At 64.2% G+C, this 17,257-nt stretch carries 13 protein-coding genes and 1 pseudogene; 13 read left to right on the forward strand and 1 reads right to left on the reverse strand.

Translation table 11 applies throughout. From position 1 onward, the window contains the following. Positions 1 to 12 precede the first annotated feature (12 nt). The 7 genes from OM513_RS19145 to OM513_RS19175 all read left to right on the forward strand — a co-directional run bounded on the left by OM513_RS19145 (position 13) and on the right by OM513_RS19175 (position 9,097). On the forward strand, positions 13 to 333 hold the full coding sequence (locus OM513_RS19145; RefSeq protein ID WP_264946381.1) for a hypothetical protein: 321 nt from the start codon (positions 13 to 15) through the stop codon (positions 331 to 333). A gap of 43 nt (positions 334 to 376) precedes the next feature. Then, positions 377 to 1,462, forward strand: coding sequence for a hypothetical protein (locus tag OM513_RS19150; RefSeq protein WP_264946382.1), 1,086 nt, complete (start codon positions 377 to 379; stop codon positions 1,460 to 1,462). A gap of 105 nt (positions 1,463 to 1,567) precedes the next feature. After that, entirely contained in the window at positions 1,568 to 3,523 is a 1,956-nt protein-coding gene (locus tag OM513_RS19155) for an ATP-binding protein (protein ID WP_264946383.1), read from the forward strand. A 127-nt stretch (positions 3,524 to 3,650) separates the two neighbouring features. Next, on the forward strand, positions 3,651 to 4,367 hold the full coding sequence (locus tag OM513_RS19160; protein ID WP_264946384.1) for a hypothetical protein: 717 nt from the start codon (positions 3,651 to 3,653) through the stop codon (positions 4,365 to 4,367). A gap of 3 nt (positions 4,368 to 4,370) precedes the next feature. Beyond that, complete coding sequence (locus tag OM513_RS19165) at positions 4,371 to 6,059, forward strand: ATP-binding protein (protein WP_264946385.1); 1,689 nt, start codon at positions 4,371 to 4,373, stop codon at positions 6,057 to 6,059. A gap of 87 nt (positions 6,060 to 6,146) precedes the next feature. Next, positions 6,147 to 8,177: a DUF4338 domain-containing protein gene (locus tag OM513_RS19170; protein WP_264946386.1), complete on the forward strand. Its 2,031-nt coding sequence runs from the start codon at positions 6,147 to 6,149 to the stop codon at positions 8,175 to 8,177. A gap of 419 nt (positions 8,178 to 8,596) precedes the next feature. Then, positions 8,597 to 9,097, forward strand: coding sequence for a MucR family transcriptional regulator (locus OM513_RS19175; protein WP_264946387.1), 501 nt, complete (start codon positions 8,597 to 8,599; stop codon positions 9,095 to 9,097). Between the two features lie 230 nt (positions 9,098 to 9,327). Here OM513_RS19175 and OM513_RS19180 read toward each other — a convergent pair whose 3' ends face one another. Continuing rightward, positions 9,328 to 10,665: a hypothetical protein gene (locus tag OM513_RS19180; protein WP_264946388.1), complete on the reverse strand. Its 1,338-nt coding sequence runs from the start codon at positions 10,663 to 10,665 to the stop codon at positions 9,328 to 9,330. Positions 10,666 to 11,019: 354 nt separating this feature from the next. Between OM513_RS19180 and OM513_RS19185 the strand changes: the two genes are divergently transcribed. The 6 genes and pseudogenes from OM513_RS19185 (at position 11,020) to OM513_RS19205 (ending at position 17,256) form a co-directional block, all read left to right on the forward strand. Next, positions 11,020 to 11,187 (forward strand): hypothetical protein, encoded by a 168-nt coding sequence (locus OM513_RS19185; protein WP_264946389.1) that lies wholly within the window; start codon positions 11,020 to 11,022, stop codon positions 11,185 to 11,187. Between the two features lie 158 nt (positions 11,188 to 11,345). Beyond that, a complete protein-coding gene (locus tag OM513_RS19190; protein WP_264946390.1) occupies positions 11,346 to 11,705 on the forward strand; it encodes a hypothetical protein in 360 nt (119 codons plus the stop codon). Positions 11,706 to 12,331: 626 nt separating this feature from the next. Continuing rightward, entirely contained in the window at positions 12,332 to 12,655 is a 324-nt protein-coding gene (locus OM513_RS19195) for a DUF736 domain-containing protein (RefSeq protein WP_264946391.1), read from the forward strand. A gap of 198 nt (positions 12,656 to 12,853) precedes the next feature. Further along, positions 12,854 to 12,967, forward strand: a pseudogene (locus OM513_RS20860) (transcriptional regulator domain-containing protein); the annotation flags it as partial. Between the two features lie 15 nt (positions 12,968 to 12,982). Beyond that, the gene (locus tag OM513_RS19200) at positions 12,983 to 15,151 is read left to right on the forward strand and encodes a TonB-dependent receptor domain-containing protein (RefSeq protein ID WP_264946392.1); all 2,169 of its coding nucleotides are present in this window, start codon (positions 12,983 to 12,985) and stop codon (positions 15,149 to 15,151) included. Between the two features lie 41 nt (positions 15,152 to 15,192). Beyond that, positions 15,193 to 17,256 carry an Atxe2 family lasso peptide isopeptidase gene (locus OM513_RS19205; RefSeq protein WP_264946393.1) on the forward strand — a complete coding sequence of 688 codons (2,064 nt, stop codon included), beginning with the start codon at positions 15,193 to 15,195 and terminating at the stop codon, positions 17,254 to 17,256. Position 17,257 lies beyond the last annotated feature (1 nt).

The following is a 17,257-nucleotide window of genomic DNA, read 5'->3' on the forward strand; positions in this document are numbered from 1 at the left end:
CAGTGCATCAGATTGAAGCTGCGCGAGGGACGTTATCGCGTTATATCGCTCGGAACAGGTAGAGATCGGAAGAACTTCATGGCCACCGCTGCAAATTTGGATTTCAAGAACGAGAGCGATCTGGTCTTCTCCGACATCTCGAGCGAGGCTTGGCGCGAATATCAATTCGAGTCCGGCGCGACCGTCAAGATCGACAATCCGGTCAAGCTCAACGTCAGCGAAAGTGGCGGTCACCGGATTTTCGACGGCCAGGGTCTATCTCATTATATCCCGAAGGGCTGGATCCATCTCGTGTGGGAGCCCAAGCCAGGCCAGCCTAATTTCGTGCGCTGATCCGGCCGCAAAGCAACCCGGCGCGAGGGCATAGGGGGCGCCCGTGATCGTCTTTATCTCTTCATCCGCGCGGCCGCGTTATGTCGACGATATCATCCGCATGCTGGCATTGCCCCAGGGCGGTCAGATGCAGTTTCGCTACAGCGCGAACTGGCTGACGGATGATCTGCGACGCCGCGTGCCGGGCGCGCAACTCGCCGATGAATATGGGCTGGTCTGCTTCGTCGCCCCTGACACGGCCGCTGCTCCCTATGAATTGATCCCGATCCGGTTCGTGCGCGTGATCCGCGCCGAGCAGGTTGGCACCTCCTACATCATCACGCTCGCGGCGGACGCTTATGCCAGCGGCGTTACCGACGCTGCGCTGCGGGGCGCGGTTCCGGCGGACGACCGCAAACGGCTGCCGAGCGCGGCCAAGGCCGCCGACGAACTTTATTGTCTCGAGGCGGCCTTCAACCCCCGGCCGCACAAGCGCTTCGACCACCGGGCGTTCGAGGCGACCGCCGAGCAGTTGAGCAAGCAGCCCACCTTCAACACCGATGAGACTGCCTTCTTCGCCGTGAGGCAGATCAGCAAGATCGACGGCTGGAGTTGGTTCGGCACCTTCGCCAGCCCAAGCGCGATCGAACGTGGCGCGTTCAAGCTTCGGACGGGCAATCGCTATGAGTGCCAGGTCTACTGCCTGCGGCTGTTCGAGCACGACAGGGGCGAGGACGGCGTCCGGCCTCCCTTGAAAACGCTGTACTTGGTCGCCGAAGGCAATGACGATTCGATCCAGTTCGCGTCCACCAAGCGCAGCGCCATCGACTCAAGATACGACGTCAAACGCTATGTGTTCGCGGTCGAACTGGAGGCAATGCGCCGGGTCAGCGGCATCCGGCTGTTTCTGTCGGTAGCGGGCGACGCCGATGAACTCGCGCGGCAGGACGTGCCGCTGCAGATGGTGTTTGGAGGATCGATCGCCATCGCATTCTTCAAGATGCTGTTCATCGGGGTGGCGACCGCTGGCCCCGGCATGACGGCCGCCGGCCTCGCCGGCAAACTCACCGCGGGCGTTGCGGTCGCGATGATCGCGATCGGCATGCTTGCCGGCGTGGCCGCGGTTTTTCCCGCGTTCCGCAAGCCATAGGAAGAAAGGCGCGAGTTTTTGAACGAGGCCCGCACATCGGGCAGTCTGCTTGGTCTTAGTGGGGATGTCACCGGCGGCCATGTGCCGCGATCAAAGGAGGACATGATGACTGTAGATACCAACGCCGACGACCGCCTTCTGACCGAGGTGGAGCGCCAGGAGAAGTACCTGGCCAAACTGCCCGACGATTTCCCGTTCCCGCTGTTCAACGCCGCGCAGGCGCTCGAATCCCAGCGGCGCAGCGGCTATCGCAACACCGCCGCCGCCGCCCGCGAGATCGTCGACAACGCGATCGAGGCCAAGGCGACGCGCATCGATATCTGTTTCGAGCGTCCCAAGCAGTTGAAGGCGCACCAGCGCTCTGAATCGATCCACGCCATGGCGTTCATCGACAATGGTTCAGGCATGCTGCCCAAGATGGCCCGCTACGCCTTGTCCTGGGGATCGGGCACGCACTTCGACGACCCGGCCTTCATCGGCAAGTTCGGCTTCGGCCTGCCAAACGCCTCGATCAACCAGACCAAGCTGGTCGAGGTCTATACCAAGACCGCCGACGCGCCCGCGATCACCAAGGCGACGCTCGACGTTCGCCGCGTGCGCCAGCACGGCCTCCACACCATCGAAGAGCCGGTCGAAGCGACCCTGCCCGATTTCGTGCAGAGCTATCTCGACAAGGCTGGGCTCGCCTTCGATCACGGCACCGTCGTCGTGTGGGTCGAACCCGATCGCCTGAGTTATCGCACCCCCGCGCTGATGAAAGAGCATCTGCTCGACGATTTCGGCGTCACCTACCGCTACCTGCTCGACAAGGTCGAACTCCATGTCGATCGCACCAAGATAGCCGCGGTCGATCCGCTCTTCCTGACCCCGCACGCCCGCTATTACCTCGACGAGACCAAGGGCGGGTCGAAGATGAGCGCCGACTATAACATCGCGGTCAAGTATGCCCGTGACCCGGAAACCGGCGTGCCCGCGCTGACGAAGGTCGCAGACCTTGCCGAACTGGATCGCAGCGATCCCAACCTCGAAGCCGCCGGCGCGATCTACGTCCGCGTCGCGCGCTTTCCCTATGGTTTCGCCGAAGCCGCGCCCAAGGGGCAGAAGGCGGCGACCGACGCCAACCGCCGGTTCGAGATCCGCAAGTCCCGTCGCGGCATGTCGTTCGTGCGCGCTGGCCGCGAGATCGAAACCGTGGACGTCTTCCCCAAGTCGGTGAAGGACCAGTCCAAGGGTCTGGGCGATTGGCCGCTGCTTCAGTCCTACGCCTATCATTGGGGTGTTGAAGTCCGCTTTGATCCCGACCTCGACGAGGTGTTCGGGATCACCAACGACAAGCAGACCGTCCGGCCGATGGAAGACCTGTGGCGGCTGTTCGCCGCCGAGGACATCGACGATCAGCTTGGCCGGGAGCAGTCGTACCAGCGCAAGATGCGCAAGGACGAGCGCGCCAAGCAGGACGTCGCCAAGGCCGAAAAGAGCGCGGAACCGACCGCGGCGGAGACCGCCGCTGCCGCAGCCGACGCCATGGCCGGACAGAAGCCGCGCGTCGCCGAGCGGCTGAAAGCCAAGGTTCGCGAAGAACTCGAGGAAAAGGTCGCTCAGCGCTCGAAGGTCGACGACAGTTCGATCGAGGCGGCGCGCAAGGCGCTGGAGGACGAGGCCAAGCGGCGGCCGTATATCGTCGACTTCTATGACGAGCCGCGCGGCCCCTTCTACAAGCCGGAGTGGCTGCTCGGCTCGCAGGTCGGCGTGCTGATCAACCGCCAGCATCCCTTCTTCCAGACGCTCTACAGCCCGCTGCTCGACTTGCCCCATGGCGGCCAGGCCAAGCAGGCGCTCGACATCCTGCTGATCGCGCTGGCGCGTGCCGAACTGGCGGTCGAGCATGAGGAAACCGCCAACTGGTATGTGACCCAGCGCGAACGCGCCTGGAGCACGTTCCTGACCGACGCCTATACCTCGCTTCAGCAGAAGATGGCACCGGTCGACGAGGAATCCGCCGATCCCGCGGAGCCTGAGGCGGATGCCGGCGCGGCGATCGAACTCGAAGCGGCGGAATGAGTTGAGGCGCGGGGGCGATGAGCCCCCGCGCCGCCATCTGGCCAATCGGTTGTTCGATCGGTAGGATGGTGTTCGAGTGTAAAGCGTACCCAGCTCGAGACCAGTGTAGGCGCGGCCATGAGCCGTCATGTCCCCCGGACGCTGCAACGGCCTTCAAGCTGATTTTGAAGGCAATAGCAGCGAAAAGGAGGACTCCGTCATGCGCGGTGTCACGCTCAATGATCTTATCGTCGCGGCGCTAACGCAGCAGCCATATCACCAGCAGCGGCTTGGCCTTCAGGCCAAGCGCTATTGCCGGGCGATCACCAGCCGGTTCTGCGCCGACTTTCCCGAAGATCGCCATGAAGAGGTTTGCGGCCAAGCTTTCACCGAGTTGATGGCACTCGGCCCGGCCGCGCTAGATCGGCGATCAGGCCTGTCCCTTTTCCGCCGGGCAATTTTCGCCTCGATCCGCATCGTCCGGTCCGATTATGCGGCCCCCGGCCGACGTACGCGGCGGGCGGGCATGACCATGCCACGGCCCAAAATCGCGGCGGAGGATATTGGCCGTTTCGCCGACGGCGAAGCGATCGAGCGCGCGACGGTGAGCGATCCCAACGGCGCCTATCTCGACTTCGACGCGTTCGAGAGCGTCGCGGCGGCCGACGCGCTAAAGCAGTGCGAGGACCGGGTCGATGCGGAATGGGCATTGCGGCGGGCGCCGCCTGGGATCGCCAAGGCGCTTCGGCTGATCCATCTCGACGACGAGCCGGTGGCGAAGGCGGCTGCGGCGATCGGCATGACCCGATTCGATCTGTACCGCCATGCCCAGGCCTTCGCCGCAAGCTGGGCGAAAGCGGCCTGAGCCATGAACATGTCTCGATCAATGCGGGGGGCGGGCATCAGTTCGGTGCTTGCCGCCCAGCGCGCCTACGCCGAAGCGCGCCGTGAACGCTCGAAATATGGGCTCATGGTCCCGGAGGCGTTTGTCCGCGGCATTCGTGATCTGGGCTATCGCAGCAATGGCGACGCCATCGCCGAACTGATCGATAATGCCCTCCAAGCCTTTGCCGACCGCGTCGATATCGTGTTCGGCTACGATGGGACCACGTCCAGCAAGAAGCCGGTGCAATTGGCGGTGATCGACAATGGTCACGGCATGGAGTCCGACATGATCCGCATGGCGGTGATGTGGGGCGGCACCCACCGGGAGGACGATCGCACGGGCCTCGGGCGCTACGGCTATGGCTTGCCCTGCGCGTCGGTGAGCTTGGGTCGACGGTTCACCGTTTACTCGGCTGTCGCGGATGGCGACATGCACGCGGTCACGCTCGACCTCGATGCATTGGCCGCCGGCGACTATACCGACCTGCATGGCGAAATCGTCGTGCCCGAAGCGCAGCGGGTCGATCTGCCTTCGTTCGTCGCCGACCATATCGCACTGGCGCACCCGACTGGCTGGCATGCCGGCACGGTCATCCTGATCGACAAGCTCGATCGGCTGGAATGGGCCACAACCCAGGGCCTGCGTGAAAACCTGGGCCGGCAGTTCGGCGTCACCTACCACAAGCTACGCGGCGAGGCGGCGCTGTTCGTCGACAATGAATTCGTCGAGCCGATCGATCCGCTGTTCCTGACGCCCGACTTTCACCTGCATGATCTCGACAGCGACCTCGCCCAGCCGCTCGATCCGATCCGCATCGAAGTGCGCGATCCCGAGACAGCAAGCTATCGCGGTGCGATGACGCTCCGTTACGCTTGGCTTCCACCCAGCTTCGGTTCGGTCGACAAGGAGCGCGACGCGGTCGGGCTAAACGCCAATCCGCGCTTTGCGATCCTGAAAGACTATCACGGCATCGTCTTCAGTCGGAATGGACGGCTGATTGACGTGCAGACGCGTACGCCCTGGACCAGCTTCATCAACAACGACCGCTACATCAAAGTCGAGATCGAGTTCTCCGCAACGCTCGACGAGGCGTTCGGCGTGACCACCTCGAAGCAGCAGGTCACCGTCTCGACCTTCATCTGGGACTTGCTGCGTGAAGCTGGGCTGCCCAAGGCGATCGAGCAACTGCGCGCCAAGGTGAAAGACGCCAAGCTCGCCCGCCGGCTCGCGGCATTTAGCCCCAAGCCGGGCGAGCGGCTGCTCTCGGAACGCGCCATGTGCGGTATCGCCGGACTCGGTGGCGCCGAGCGCGAGCATCAATATGATCTCGGCCTGCGCGTCTCGCCCTACCGCCTCCAGTTTGAGACGCTCCCTGGGCACCCTTTCTTCCGGGTCGACCGAAATTCGGGGGCACGCACGCTTCACATCAACACCGCGCACCGCTTCTATGAGGATCTCTATCAGGCTCCGCCGACCACTGCCGAGTTCCGTTCGGCCCTCGAAATCCTGCTGTTTTGCTATGGCGATGTTCTGCTCGACGCCGGCGAAGGCGCCAAGGGCACGCTGTTCGGCCAGGTCCACCTCTGGTCCCGGCGGCTCGAACAGGCGCTCGGTATGATGGCCTCGCACCTGATCGCGAGCGACGATGAGGATGTAGGTCCGTTGGAATGAAGCGGCTAAACGAGGTGGCTAAAGCGCTGTCAGGATGCAATAAGAGTCGGGGTCGCGCGAGCGGCCCAAATCGATTCAGGAGGCGGGGTGGCCGCGAACGACGAACTCTTTGGTCCCGGCCGAATACGTGCTTTTTCGCCATTCCTTGCGCCTGAAGAACGTCATGAGCTGAACAAGGCGATCGACATTGTCGGTCCGTCAGTGCCGAGCTTCGCCGATGCGATGCGCGCGCTGGCGCGCAGCTACATCGATGACGGCGACAGCCTGAAGCTGCGGACCCTGCTGCTCCTGATCGCCGACCTGTCCGAACAGGGCTGGCAGGTCACGTCCAAGGGCGGCGCGATCACGTTCCAGCCGCCCGGGCTCGCGGCCAAGGGTCAGGAGTCGATCGAAGACATCAAGGCGCGCGTACGTGACGCGCTGCAGAAAGCCAGACGCCGCCAACTCGCCGAGCCCTCGGTGCGCGCGTTTCTCGAGCGGTCCGAGCGCCGCCGTTGCCGTAAGGATCACGGCAATACTTCAGTCCTCGACCTCATCGACGATGGCTCGGACCTGGCTCGGGCGCTGGCGGCGGTCAATGCCTTGCCCGAAACGGAGCGCGAGGCCGCGCTCGCCAAGGTCGTCGATCCGATCGTCGAAGTCTGCGATGCTAATGCCCGCTGCGCCGACACTGGGCTCCCGCTGAACGATATCTGGCGCTACTTCCGTCACACCTGGGCGCATGAATATCGCTCGATCCCGGGGCGCCAGATGCTCGTGCTGATCCGCAACGCGGCACGCCCCAACCGGCCGATCATGGGCATTGCCATGCTCGCCAGCCCAGTCATGCGCCTGACCGCGCGCGACCAGTGGATCGGCTGGCTGCGCGAGTCCGCGCAACAGCGCATCGCAACGGGTGCATGGGACGCGGTCGAGTTCGCCGAGGCGCTAATGGCGCGGGTCGATGCATCGATCGACGAGGTGCGCTGGGACGATCTGGCTACGGCGACCGAGATCAAGACGCCGGGCGAGGCGGTTGCCATGCGCCTCGAGCAGCGCGCCGCCGGCGCGAAGTTCGCCCGCGAAGCCGAACTCAAGGCGCATTTCGAGACCCAGCGGGGCGAAGGCGATGCTGTGCGCCCACATCGCGGTGTCCTCAAGTCAGCGACGCCCGATGCCGACTGGGTCGCCGCGTCGGAGGATCTGCTGTTCGTCGGCAAGCGCGCCGAAAGCTTGTCTAAGTTGCTTTTCGCAAAGCAGGTCTTTCGTGCGGCCCGCTTGAAGCGCTGGCCGACTCAAGCGCTTGATCGGCTGTTCCAGAGTCGTGATGGCAAGCGCGCGCTCGACATCGTCCTGGCCGAGTTCCGCAAGGCCGGCCTCTCCAGCGAAGTCGCCGATGTCAGCATCTGCGGCGCGGTGCATCCCTATAACGAACTGCTCGGCGGCAAGCTGGTGGCGCTGTTGCTGGCGTCGCAGGATGTCCGTGATGCCTATGCGCGGCGCTATGGCGGGCAGATCAGCGTCATCACCTCGCAGATGGCGGGCCGACCGGTAACGCGATCCGCTGATCTCCGCCTCGTCACCACCACCAGTTTGTACGGGGTCGGGTCGAGCCAGTATAACCGGCTCGTCCTTCGCCAGAAGGATCACCCGAACCTGCCGGGCGACTTGCGGTGGGGGGCGATCGGCAAGAGCCTGACCGGGGGCTTCGGCACGATACACCTCGGCAGCGAGACCGCTCAGGCGCTGCGCAGCATGGCTTTCGCCCGACACGACTCCCGCCGGGTGAACAATCGCTTCGGCGAAGGCACCAGCCCGCGCCTGCGCCAGATCCGTGAGGGCTTGGACGCGCTCGGTTTGAAGAGTGATGCGATCCTGCATCACGCCACGCCTCGCATCTTTTACGGGTGCGAACTGGTGCCGGGCGCGCGGTCATCCTTGCTTGGCTTGAGCGGTGCGGCGGCGCCGGCGGCGTCCAGCACCGATGTCGCAGCTGCGTGGCGCCGGCGCTGGCTGCTTGCCCGAGTTGCACGGCCGGAGACCCTCGAAGCGCTGCGGCGCCTTGGGCCGACCAGTATTCGGGCGAGCCTCCATGCCGATATCCATGGTCAGTTCTCGCTGCCGATCGATACTGACTGATCTAGGACGCGATCGATTAGCACTTCGCCGCGGTCGTCGAGCAACTTCATTCTGACGTTGAAAGGCTGCAGACCATGCCTCCAGCGCGCCATGCCCGACAGCCGATCAAAATGTCGGGCAGGCACCTATCGAACGCGACCGCCGTTTCTATCCCGGTTGGTTGGAACCACTGGGACCCGGGTCGGCCAACATTGCCGCGCCCCCCCTGTCGCTTGTACGCCTTGCCGAACGAACGTCCGCTGTGCCACCTTGTACAACTGAATGCGGACGGTCGGCACGGGCCGAAGTCAGCCGCCCCCGGTTCTAGGTCGTTTTCCCACCCCAATACCCGTACGCCCTTAGTTGGGCTGGGGCCTACCTAGCACGTTCGCGGATTGTATGGGACGTGCGGCCTAATTGGCACGAGATAAGGGGTTGAAATGTCGGAAGCGAACAGCCTGAATTCGGTCGAGCTTGCGGCCGAACTGACCATTGCCTGGCTCGGCAATCAGAATAATCGCGTGACCGCGGAGGATGTGCCAGCGTTCCTCCGGACGATGTATGCGACCATCGTCGAGCTCGAGGGTAGCGGGTCAGCGGCGCCGGAAGCGCTCGGGGAGGATCCCGCGCCTGAGCAATTCACGCCTACGGTGACGGTGCGCAAGTCGCTGGCATCGAAGGATCACATAATCTCGATGATCGACGGCAAGCCGTACCGCACGCTGCGCCGGCATTTGTCGACGCACGGGCTTACGCCCGAGGAATATCGCCGCCGCTACAACCTCAAGGCGGACTATCCGATGGTCGCCGAGAATTATTCCGCGCAGCGCCGCGAGATGGCAAAAAAGATTGGGCTCGGCTCGAAGGGCCGTCAGGCCAAGGCCCAGGCATCTGGTGATGCGAGGACTTCCACGCCGCGGCGCCGCACCAAGGCAAGCTGACTGGAGGAACGCGGGTTCAGCGGAGCGCACACTGGCGGTCTCCCTTCGGGAGCCGCCAGGGGTCGCGCGCCCTTGTTTGCGCGTGGCACACTCGCACGGCCGGAGGTCGGGGCGGCGGCTGGCCCCCAGGCCCGCGCGCACGCCGCCCCGCCGGCCGGCCTCTTGCGAGAGTGCATCCCTTTACTGGGGTCGCCTGCGGCGACCGTTCGCCCTGATGAGACCGCTTCTTCTCACGCTTCGGCCGAACAGTCGTAATCGTCTCCTTCCCATTCCGGGTCGAACCAGACTTCGTGTTCGCCATCTCGCACGATCAGCCCGTTGAATCCGTCTGTCACCGCGCGGACTGCGTCCCGGATCAGATGCTCGATCCCCTCGATCCAGCGCCCAGGCTTCACCTCGACAGTGTAAAAGGCGCACGCTTTCGAATCGCACCAGATCGATTCGAGCCGTGCGCGGACCAGATCCGGCATGGCGTCCACCGCCGCGGACATGGTCTCCAACTCGTGCGCGATGGAATAGCGGCTTTCGACTCGCACGCCGCGGTGGTCGATCGAGGGCTCCGGCGCTTGCGGACCCGCTTCCGCGATATCGAGGTCGCGCTGGTGCTTGAGCGCGGCGGCGAGTTCGGGAGACATTTCGATATATTCGACGGGCGCGAGAGCCGCTTCGTGGGCGCTGGCAGGCGGCGCAACAATCGGCTGGGGGCGGGTCCCGGTGTTTGGCAGGTCGGCCCCCGGCCAGTCGGCTTCGGTGTACGCCGGTGCCAGCGCGGCGAGCCGCCGTGCCAGGGCGCTGACGTTGACGCCGCCTTTGACCTGGCCCGTGAGGTAGAACTCAGTGCCGTGGCCGTAGATGCCGCCCCAGCGGATGCGAACGGTTTTCCGGCCATGCCGCTTCGCCCATGCCCGGCGATTCTCCGCGTTACTCGTGAAACGGCCAGGATAGGGCTCTTCCGAAAGCACAAAGCTGCGCGTCTTCGGATGATACCAGCCCTGGTCGTGATCGGCGCCCGGCGGCCGATTGTCCCAGCTGCCCTTTGGATAACAGCGGCCGCCGCGAGATGGCTTCAGGCCCGTCGCCGCCATGAACTGCAACGTGCGCGCGATCCGGCAGATCTCGAAGCGCGCCTGCTCGAGGCTGTGCGACCGGCCATAGCCGATGATCTCGTTCCCGCTCGCGAGCGAGCATCCGCCCAGATAGCCCGACAGCTGGTGCGGCTTCACCAGATCGGACAAGGGTTTGTCGATCATGAAGGTCCGCGACTCATTGCCTCGCTCGCCGCGCTCGCGGTCCGACCAGAATTCATAGATGGTGACGGGATATTGCCGCCGTTGCCGCGGCGTCTTTGGTGTCGCAAACCTGATTGTCGCGGCGTGATAGTCGGCGAACCCGGCGTCGCGCGCGACCTGCTCGAGGGCGGCGTTATGGCTGACGCCGGATGCGCGCTTCAGCTTGGTCGCGGCGCGCTTGATTCCATCCAATGTGGCAAAATGCTTGGGCATGACCTTCTCCGGCGGCCATGATGAAACGTCGCCCGCTAACGCTTCCCACGGCCACGGATAGGGCATCATCCAGCAAATTCGAGACAGTGCCGGTAAGGGCTACACCACGCGGGCGGCATGCTCCTGTCGAGAGCTGCGACTATTTCTAATGGATCTTGATCGCGACGCAAGCGGACCTTGCGAACCCCTGACCACCTATCGGCAAGCAGGCCGTTCTGACCGACCGCGGGCACCGTCCCCGCTCTTTGAGGCACTTCCTTGGACCGGCCCACGGCCTGACGCCATCAACCCGTAAAGGGTCCGCTATGCTGTGCATGCGGCCGCTTCGCCTGCGGCTACGCGGTGATTGCGGCCGTGCGCCGGACACTTCGGGCGCCTGTCGAGCGGGGGCGGTCCCCGCTCCCGGACAGGAGCTTCGAAATGCCGCTCGCCCTCGCACAGAAGAACGCATGGAGCCTCGCGCGGACCCTCATGACCATCGTCGTCGTATTCCGTATCGAGGGCAGCGAGTTCGGCGTCGCCGAAGCCCAGGAGTTCGACGGCGATCCGTCGCTGATCATTCGCGAATATGACCCCTTCGCGCGCTGACCGCACGCGGTGGTTCGTGTCGATTAACAGAGCGCTTGCGCGCGGCGGCGTACCCTGCGGTGATGTCGGCGGAGGGGCAAAGACTATCCGGGCGAGGCTGCGAGGCCTGGCGAGGTGCTGGCGCTCGCCGATGAATATCGGCGCGCGGCCAAAGGCTGTTGCCGATCGGCCAGCGGCGGTCGCCGCTTTCGCGCGCGCCCTATCGGTTGGTCGCGAACCACGCGATCGAACTTTACCTCAACGCCTTTCTGCTGGCTGCGGGCCACTCGCCCACCGAGATTCGGCGCCTCCAGCACGATTTCGGGCCGCGCGCTGGGCACGCCATCGGCGCAAAGCTGGTGCTGAGAAGGCGAACGCTGCTCCATCTCAATCGGCTGTCCGAGCGGCGCGAATATCTCACGACCCGGTATGACTATGCGCCGACCATGACGTCCGAGCTCAACCGGCTTTTGCCGTCGCTGACCGAGGTGGCCGAGAAGGTCTCGGCGATTGTCGGCGCGCCGCGCGCGGTCTCCTGACCAAGGCAGAAGGCGCTCCACCTTGTCCGGCGAAGCGCCTCGCTGCGTTCTGTTGTGCTGGTCCTGCATGGCGACGCACGGACCGGAAGCGCGCCACCTCGACGTTGAAAGGCAAGCCGCTGGCCTGGGCAGGGATCGACTGGTCCAGCCGGATCGGGCGCCTCGGCATCGACTTACGCAGGCGGGCCGATGCCGGCGGTCGCTTCGATCGAGGAGACAGGTTGCTGTGGTTCTCATGAAGCTCGGAAGCGTGCCGACGCACGGTCAGGACACGGATCGTCACAATTCCAGCCTGACCCGCCCAGGTCCTTGAACCGCGCGATACGCCAAGTCCGTCCTGCATGTCCAAACCGCCCCTGGGGCCTCGTCAATGGCTGTCTGGCCGGATGACGGCTTCGCCTCGCCTGACTTGCCGCAACTGCGTCGCCGACTTTCTTCCCCTGGACTTTCCACCCCACGCACAAGCGCGTGGGGACCCCGGATTCGCCCATTCCTCGCGAGGCAAGAAACTCTGCTTGGGCAGTCCTCCGCTCACGCTTCGGGCAGAGCTGCGGCGTCATGCGCACCCGGCCTTCGGACGCCATCGAGGCCGCATGGGGCGGTCCCGAATTCGAAGGACTAATACCATGGCAAACATCGGCAGCTTCAAGAAGGTCGGCGAGGAATATCAGGGCTCGATCGTGACCCTCAGCGTCCAGGCCAAGGGCGTCCGGATCGTTCCGGAGGACAACCGCCCGAACGACAATGCGCCCACCCACCGGGTCTATGTCGGCCGTGCCGAGATCGGCGCCGCCTGGGCCAAGACCTCGGCCGAGCAGCGTCCCTATCTCTCGGTCAAGCTCGATGATCCCAGCTTCGCCCAGCCCATCTTCGCCAACCTGTTCGACGATGAGGGCGGCGAAACCTCCAGCCTGATCTGGTCGCGCCCGCGGCGTTCCAGCAACGACTGACACGCGATCAAGGCGCCCCGCCGGACACGGCGGGGCGCCTTTCGCATGCCTGGGTGCCGCGCGGCGATCCGAGCCAGTTATCCCCTGGCGGGGACAATGGCGCGACGCCTTCGGGGCTTCGATCGCCCCCTGATTTCGCGAGCCTGGCGCCGGGAATAGTCCCCAGCCGGAGCCTACGCTGTCGCCATCCGCCCGTTCTTGCCGGCACGATCTGCCCACGGACTTGCGAAGCACGACCGCGCCGATTTCGCGCAGGAATTCCTGCGGCGAAACCCCGGCTATCGTGCGGATTGGGCGGCCTCGCGCGACGCTCGGCGATGGGGGCTTGTGTCCCTGTTCGATCCCGATCGTCCGGTGCGTTCGACCCCCGCGCTGTGGCGTGCCGATAGCGCCTCCCAGATCGTCACCCTAGTCCCCGCGCCGGCCGATTTCCCCGCCGCAGCGTCGCTGGCTGGAGACGGTGCGCTGAACGAAATGTGGGCCGCGGACGTCCGGCATCTCGTGATAGAGCGGGCGGGGTTGCGGCACCGGATTCAGGTGCGGGGCCGTGATCCGCATGCGCCGCTCGCGATCCTGCTGGCGCCGCTTGGCGACACGCTACACGCGGCCGCCTGCGACGCCACCCCTTCACGCTTGACTGCGGGGGCCATCAATCGCGGAGACCGCTGGATCGGCGTCGACCTGCTTCCCGAGCAGAGGCGGCACTCGGTTTTCGCCTCCTTCAGCCAAGACATATTCTCAGGTCTGCGCTTCTATGCGCGCGGTCAGGCAACCTGGCGCAATTTCAGTATCGCCGTGCAATCGAGCGGTGATGCGCGGCGCACGGTTCCGGTGGCGAACCCCTTCTATGTCGATCCGCTCGGAACGCGTCAGCCCGTCGGCGTCATGTACAGCTTCACGCGCGATCTTGGTCCGGAAAGAACAGCTGGCCGGGTTACGGCCTATGGCGGCACAGCCGGCCTCGAAGCACAATTCGGAGCTTGGCGGATCGACGGCCACGGCACATGGGGAAGGCAGGTCGAGCACTACGGTCTGTTCAACCGGATCAACACCGCGCGGCTCGCACTGGCGCTCGCCGACACCAACCCCGCGACGGCCTATAATCTGTTTGGTGACGGCCCCTCGACCAATCCTGCGACGATCGAATCGATCCGGGGATATACACTTCGCGACTATGGCGGTTGGTCTTGGTCGGCTGCGATCCGAGCAGACGGGCCCCTCTTCGCGCTTCCTGCCGGTACCACGCGCCTCGCGGTGGGTGCAGAGTTCCGCAAGGATCGCTACAAGGACATCGGGACACGGACCTACACGTCGACCCTGACGCCCGTCCCGCTTGCGGTCACACCCTACCCCGGCGCGCGTACCGTCAAATCTGCCTATGCCGAGCTGCTGCTGCCGGTCTTCGGCGAGGGCATGCGACTACCCGGCTTCTATAAACTCGATATATCCGCCGCCATCAGGGCCGAACGCTACAGCGACTTCGGTGACACGCACAATCCAAAGCTCAGCCTTGCCTGGGAAACGGTGCGAGGTCTCACGCTTCGCGCCACCTTCGGCAAATCGTTCAGAGCGCCCATCTTTCCCGAGCTTCGTCAGGACCCGGCGTCGATGGCATATTACGCCTGGTCCGCGCCCGATCCGCAATCGCTGACGGGCTCGTCCAACATGTTGGTCATTGCCGGCAATGACCCGGATCTGCATCCCGAACGCGCCACGACCTGGACGGTCGGAGCCGATCTGAAGCCGCAATTCCTGCCAGGATTCCAAGCCGGCGTGACTTGGTTCAAGGTCGACTATACCGACCGGATTGCGACCCCTCGGCCCAACCTGGGCAACTTCCTGATCAACCGGGACGTCTACGATGCAATCCTGACGCCCAACCCGTCCGCCCCCCAAATCGCCGAATTCTACGCATCGCCCTATTTTCTGGACCTTACCGGCATTCCAAAGACGGCGACGTTCGTCGCGATTGCCGACGCAAGGCTCCAGAACCTTTCGTCGGTCAGGCAGTCCGGCCTCGACGTCAACCTCTCCTACGCCTTCGACCTCGCTGGCGGGCGCACTGAATTCGGCGGAAGCGCCACCTACATCTTTTACATCAAGCAGGCGCTGACCGAGACCGCCCCGTCTATCGATGTCATCAATACCATCGGCAACCCGATCGACCTGCGCGCACGCGCCCATGTCAGTTGGTCCAACGGCGGATTCTCCGCGACATTGTTCGGCAACTATGTCGCGGCCTATACCAACAAGACGGTCTCTCCGTTCGAGCCAGTGTCCGCTTGGACGACTTTTGATCTTAACCTCAGTTACGCGTTCACGGACAAGTCGGGACCGTTCTCCGGGCTAAGGGTTGCGCTCACCGGCAACAATATCTTCAACCGCGAGCCGCCCTATGTGAACTATACAGCGGGCACCTATACTGCGGCCTTCGACGCAGAGAACGCGAACCCGCTCGGGCGCTTCGTCGCCTTGCAGGTCACCAAGAAATGGTGAGCCGGGCACTCCTGGCCAGCTCGACTGCCTTGCTCCTCAGCTTGAACCCAGCGGCGCACGCAACGCCCGGGACCTGCAGGGAGCGCCTGTTGCCGCCTCGACATGAGGCGGCAACAGGTACCAGGCCGATCAAGCCGCGCGACCTGATCGAGTTGCGAGATTTCGGGCGCAGTGATGCCAGCCTGACGGGGAAACCGATCTACACCCTCTCGCCCGACGGGATGAGCGCTGCCATCGCGCTCCGTCGCGCGGACGTGCAGTCGGACAGCTATTGCCTGGGTGTTGCGATTATCAGGCTCGACGGTTCGAGAAGAGCGCGCCTCATCGACGTCGGCGGCGAATTCATGCAATCCTACGCGGATGGCCGAGGTATCCCGGCGACACCGACCGGATCCGCCTATGGCACCGCGCCGATATGGTCGCCCGACGGCAAGGCGGTATTCTACTTGCGTCGCGACCACGGGGTCACGCAGGTCTGGCGGGCCGCAGTCGATGAAACCCAAGGTCGGCCTCTCACCCATTTTTCAACCGACGCGCTCAGCATCGAGTGGAGTTCGGTCGGCCGCACCCTTCTCGTTGCGACCAGGCCTGCGCTCGCGGCTGGAGCGGCCGCTATCGAGAATGAAGGCCGCCGCGGCTATCATTACGATGCGCGCTGGTCGCCGCATTGGGAAGCGAAGCCCCGTCCGCCGCTTCCGTTGCCTCAGCAAATCAGCGCGATCGACCCGCGGACCGGCGAGGAGCGGATACTCCTCGAAGCGGAGGCGCGGAAACTCAAGTCCGTGTCCATGCCTTCGCGGCCAACGGACGCGGAGCTATTCACCATTTCCGCGGCTGGAAACCGGGCTTGGACGACCAGAGTGGGCCTCAACCCCTTCAACGCACCGCGTCGGTTTCACGTCGAATTTGACGGTAGAGAACTCAACTGTCCCGATGCGATCTGCGGCGCCGGCGTATCAGCTGCCTGGTGGCGTAACGATCATACTCTGGAATTTCTTCGCGGTGGGCGCGCGGACGATGGAGGACGCTTAGCCCTCTATCGCTGGGACATCCGAAGGGGTGGTTCGCCTCAGCTGCAATTTCAAACCGATGCGGCATTAATGGACTGCACGCCGTGGCACGCCAGCATGCTTTGTGCCGTCGAAACGGCAAGAATGCCGCGCCGGTTGGTGAAGGTCGACCCTTCCACCGGCCGCTTTACGACACTCTTTGACGCCAACCCACAATTCGCAAGCCTTCGGCTCGGCGCAGTCGAGCGGTTGCGATTCAGAAATGCGATCGGTCAGCAGACCTATGGCGACTTAGTTTTGCCCCCCAACCATCGGGCCGGGCAGCGGCATCCGCTGGTCGTGGTGCAATACATAAGCAGGGGCTTCCTGCGTGGTGGCACCGGTGATGAATACCCCATCTTCCTACTCGCCCAGCAGGGCATCGCCGTACTCAGCTTCCAGCGGACTGGCTATCTCCCGGAAACCTATGCAACGGCCGACCCGAGCGCCGCCCAGCGAGTAAACATTGAAGGGTTCAAGGAGCGCCGAGCCATTTTTTCCGCGCTCCTGGCGGGGGTCGACGCAGCGATCGGCAAAGGCGTTGTCGATCCCGATCAGCTTGGCATTTCCGGGATGAGCGACGGCGCCTCCACGACACAATTTGCGCTCATCAATTCGAACCGCTTCAGGGCCGCAGCAATCAGCTCCTGCTGTGACGAGCCGAGTTGGCTGTTCGTTACCGGACCGGCGTATCGGGATCAGGCTTTGTCCTGGGGATATCCGAAGCAGGCATCGGACGGCGAGGCATTCTGGAAGGCCATGTCACTGACTGCCAATGCACCGACGATGCGCACGCCATTGCTGATCCAGGTTCCAGACAGTGAATTCCGCGGCGCCCTCGAACCCTTCTCGGCGCTCCAGCAATATCGTGCGCCCGTCGACATGTATGTTTTTCCTAACGAGATGCACGTGAAGGCGCACCCAGCGCATCGGCTGGCGATCTATCAGCGTGCCGTTGCGTGGTTCAGGTTCTGGTTGCTTGCCTCGACATCCGACGAGCCCGAGCTGGCGAACGAGATCATCCGGTGGAAGGCGCTCCGAAACCCTCCTCAGTGAA

The organism is Sphingomonas canadensis (assembly GCF_026013525.1).
Taxonomy (GTDB): domain Bacteria; phylum Pseudomonadota; class Alphaproteobacteria; order Sphingomonadales; family Sphingomonadaceae; genus Sphingomonas; species Sphingomonas canadensis.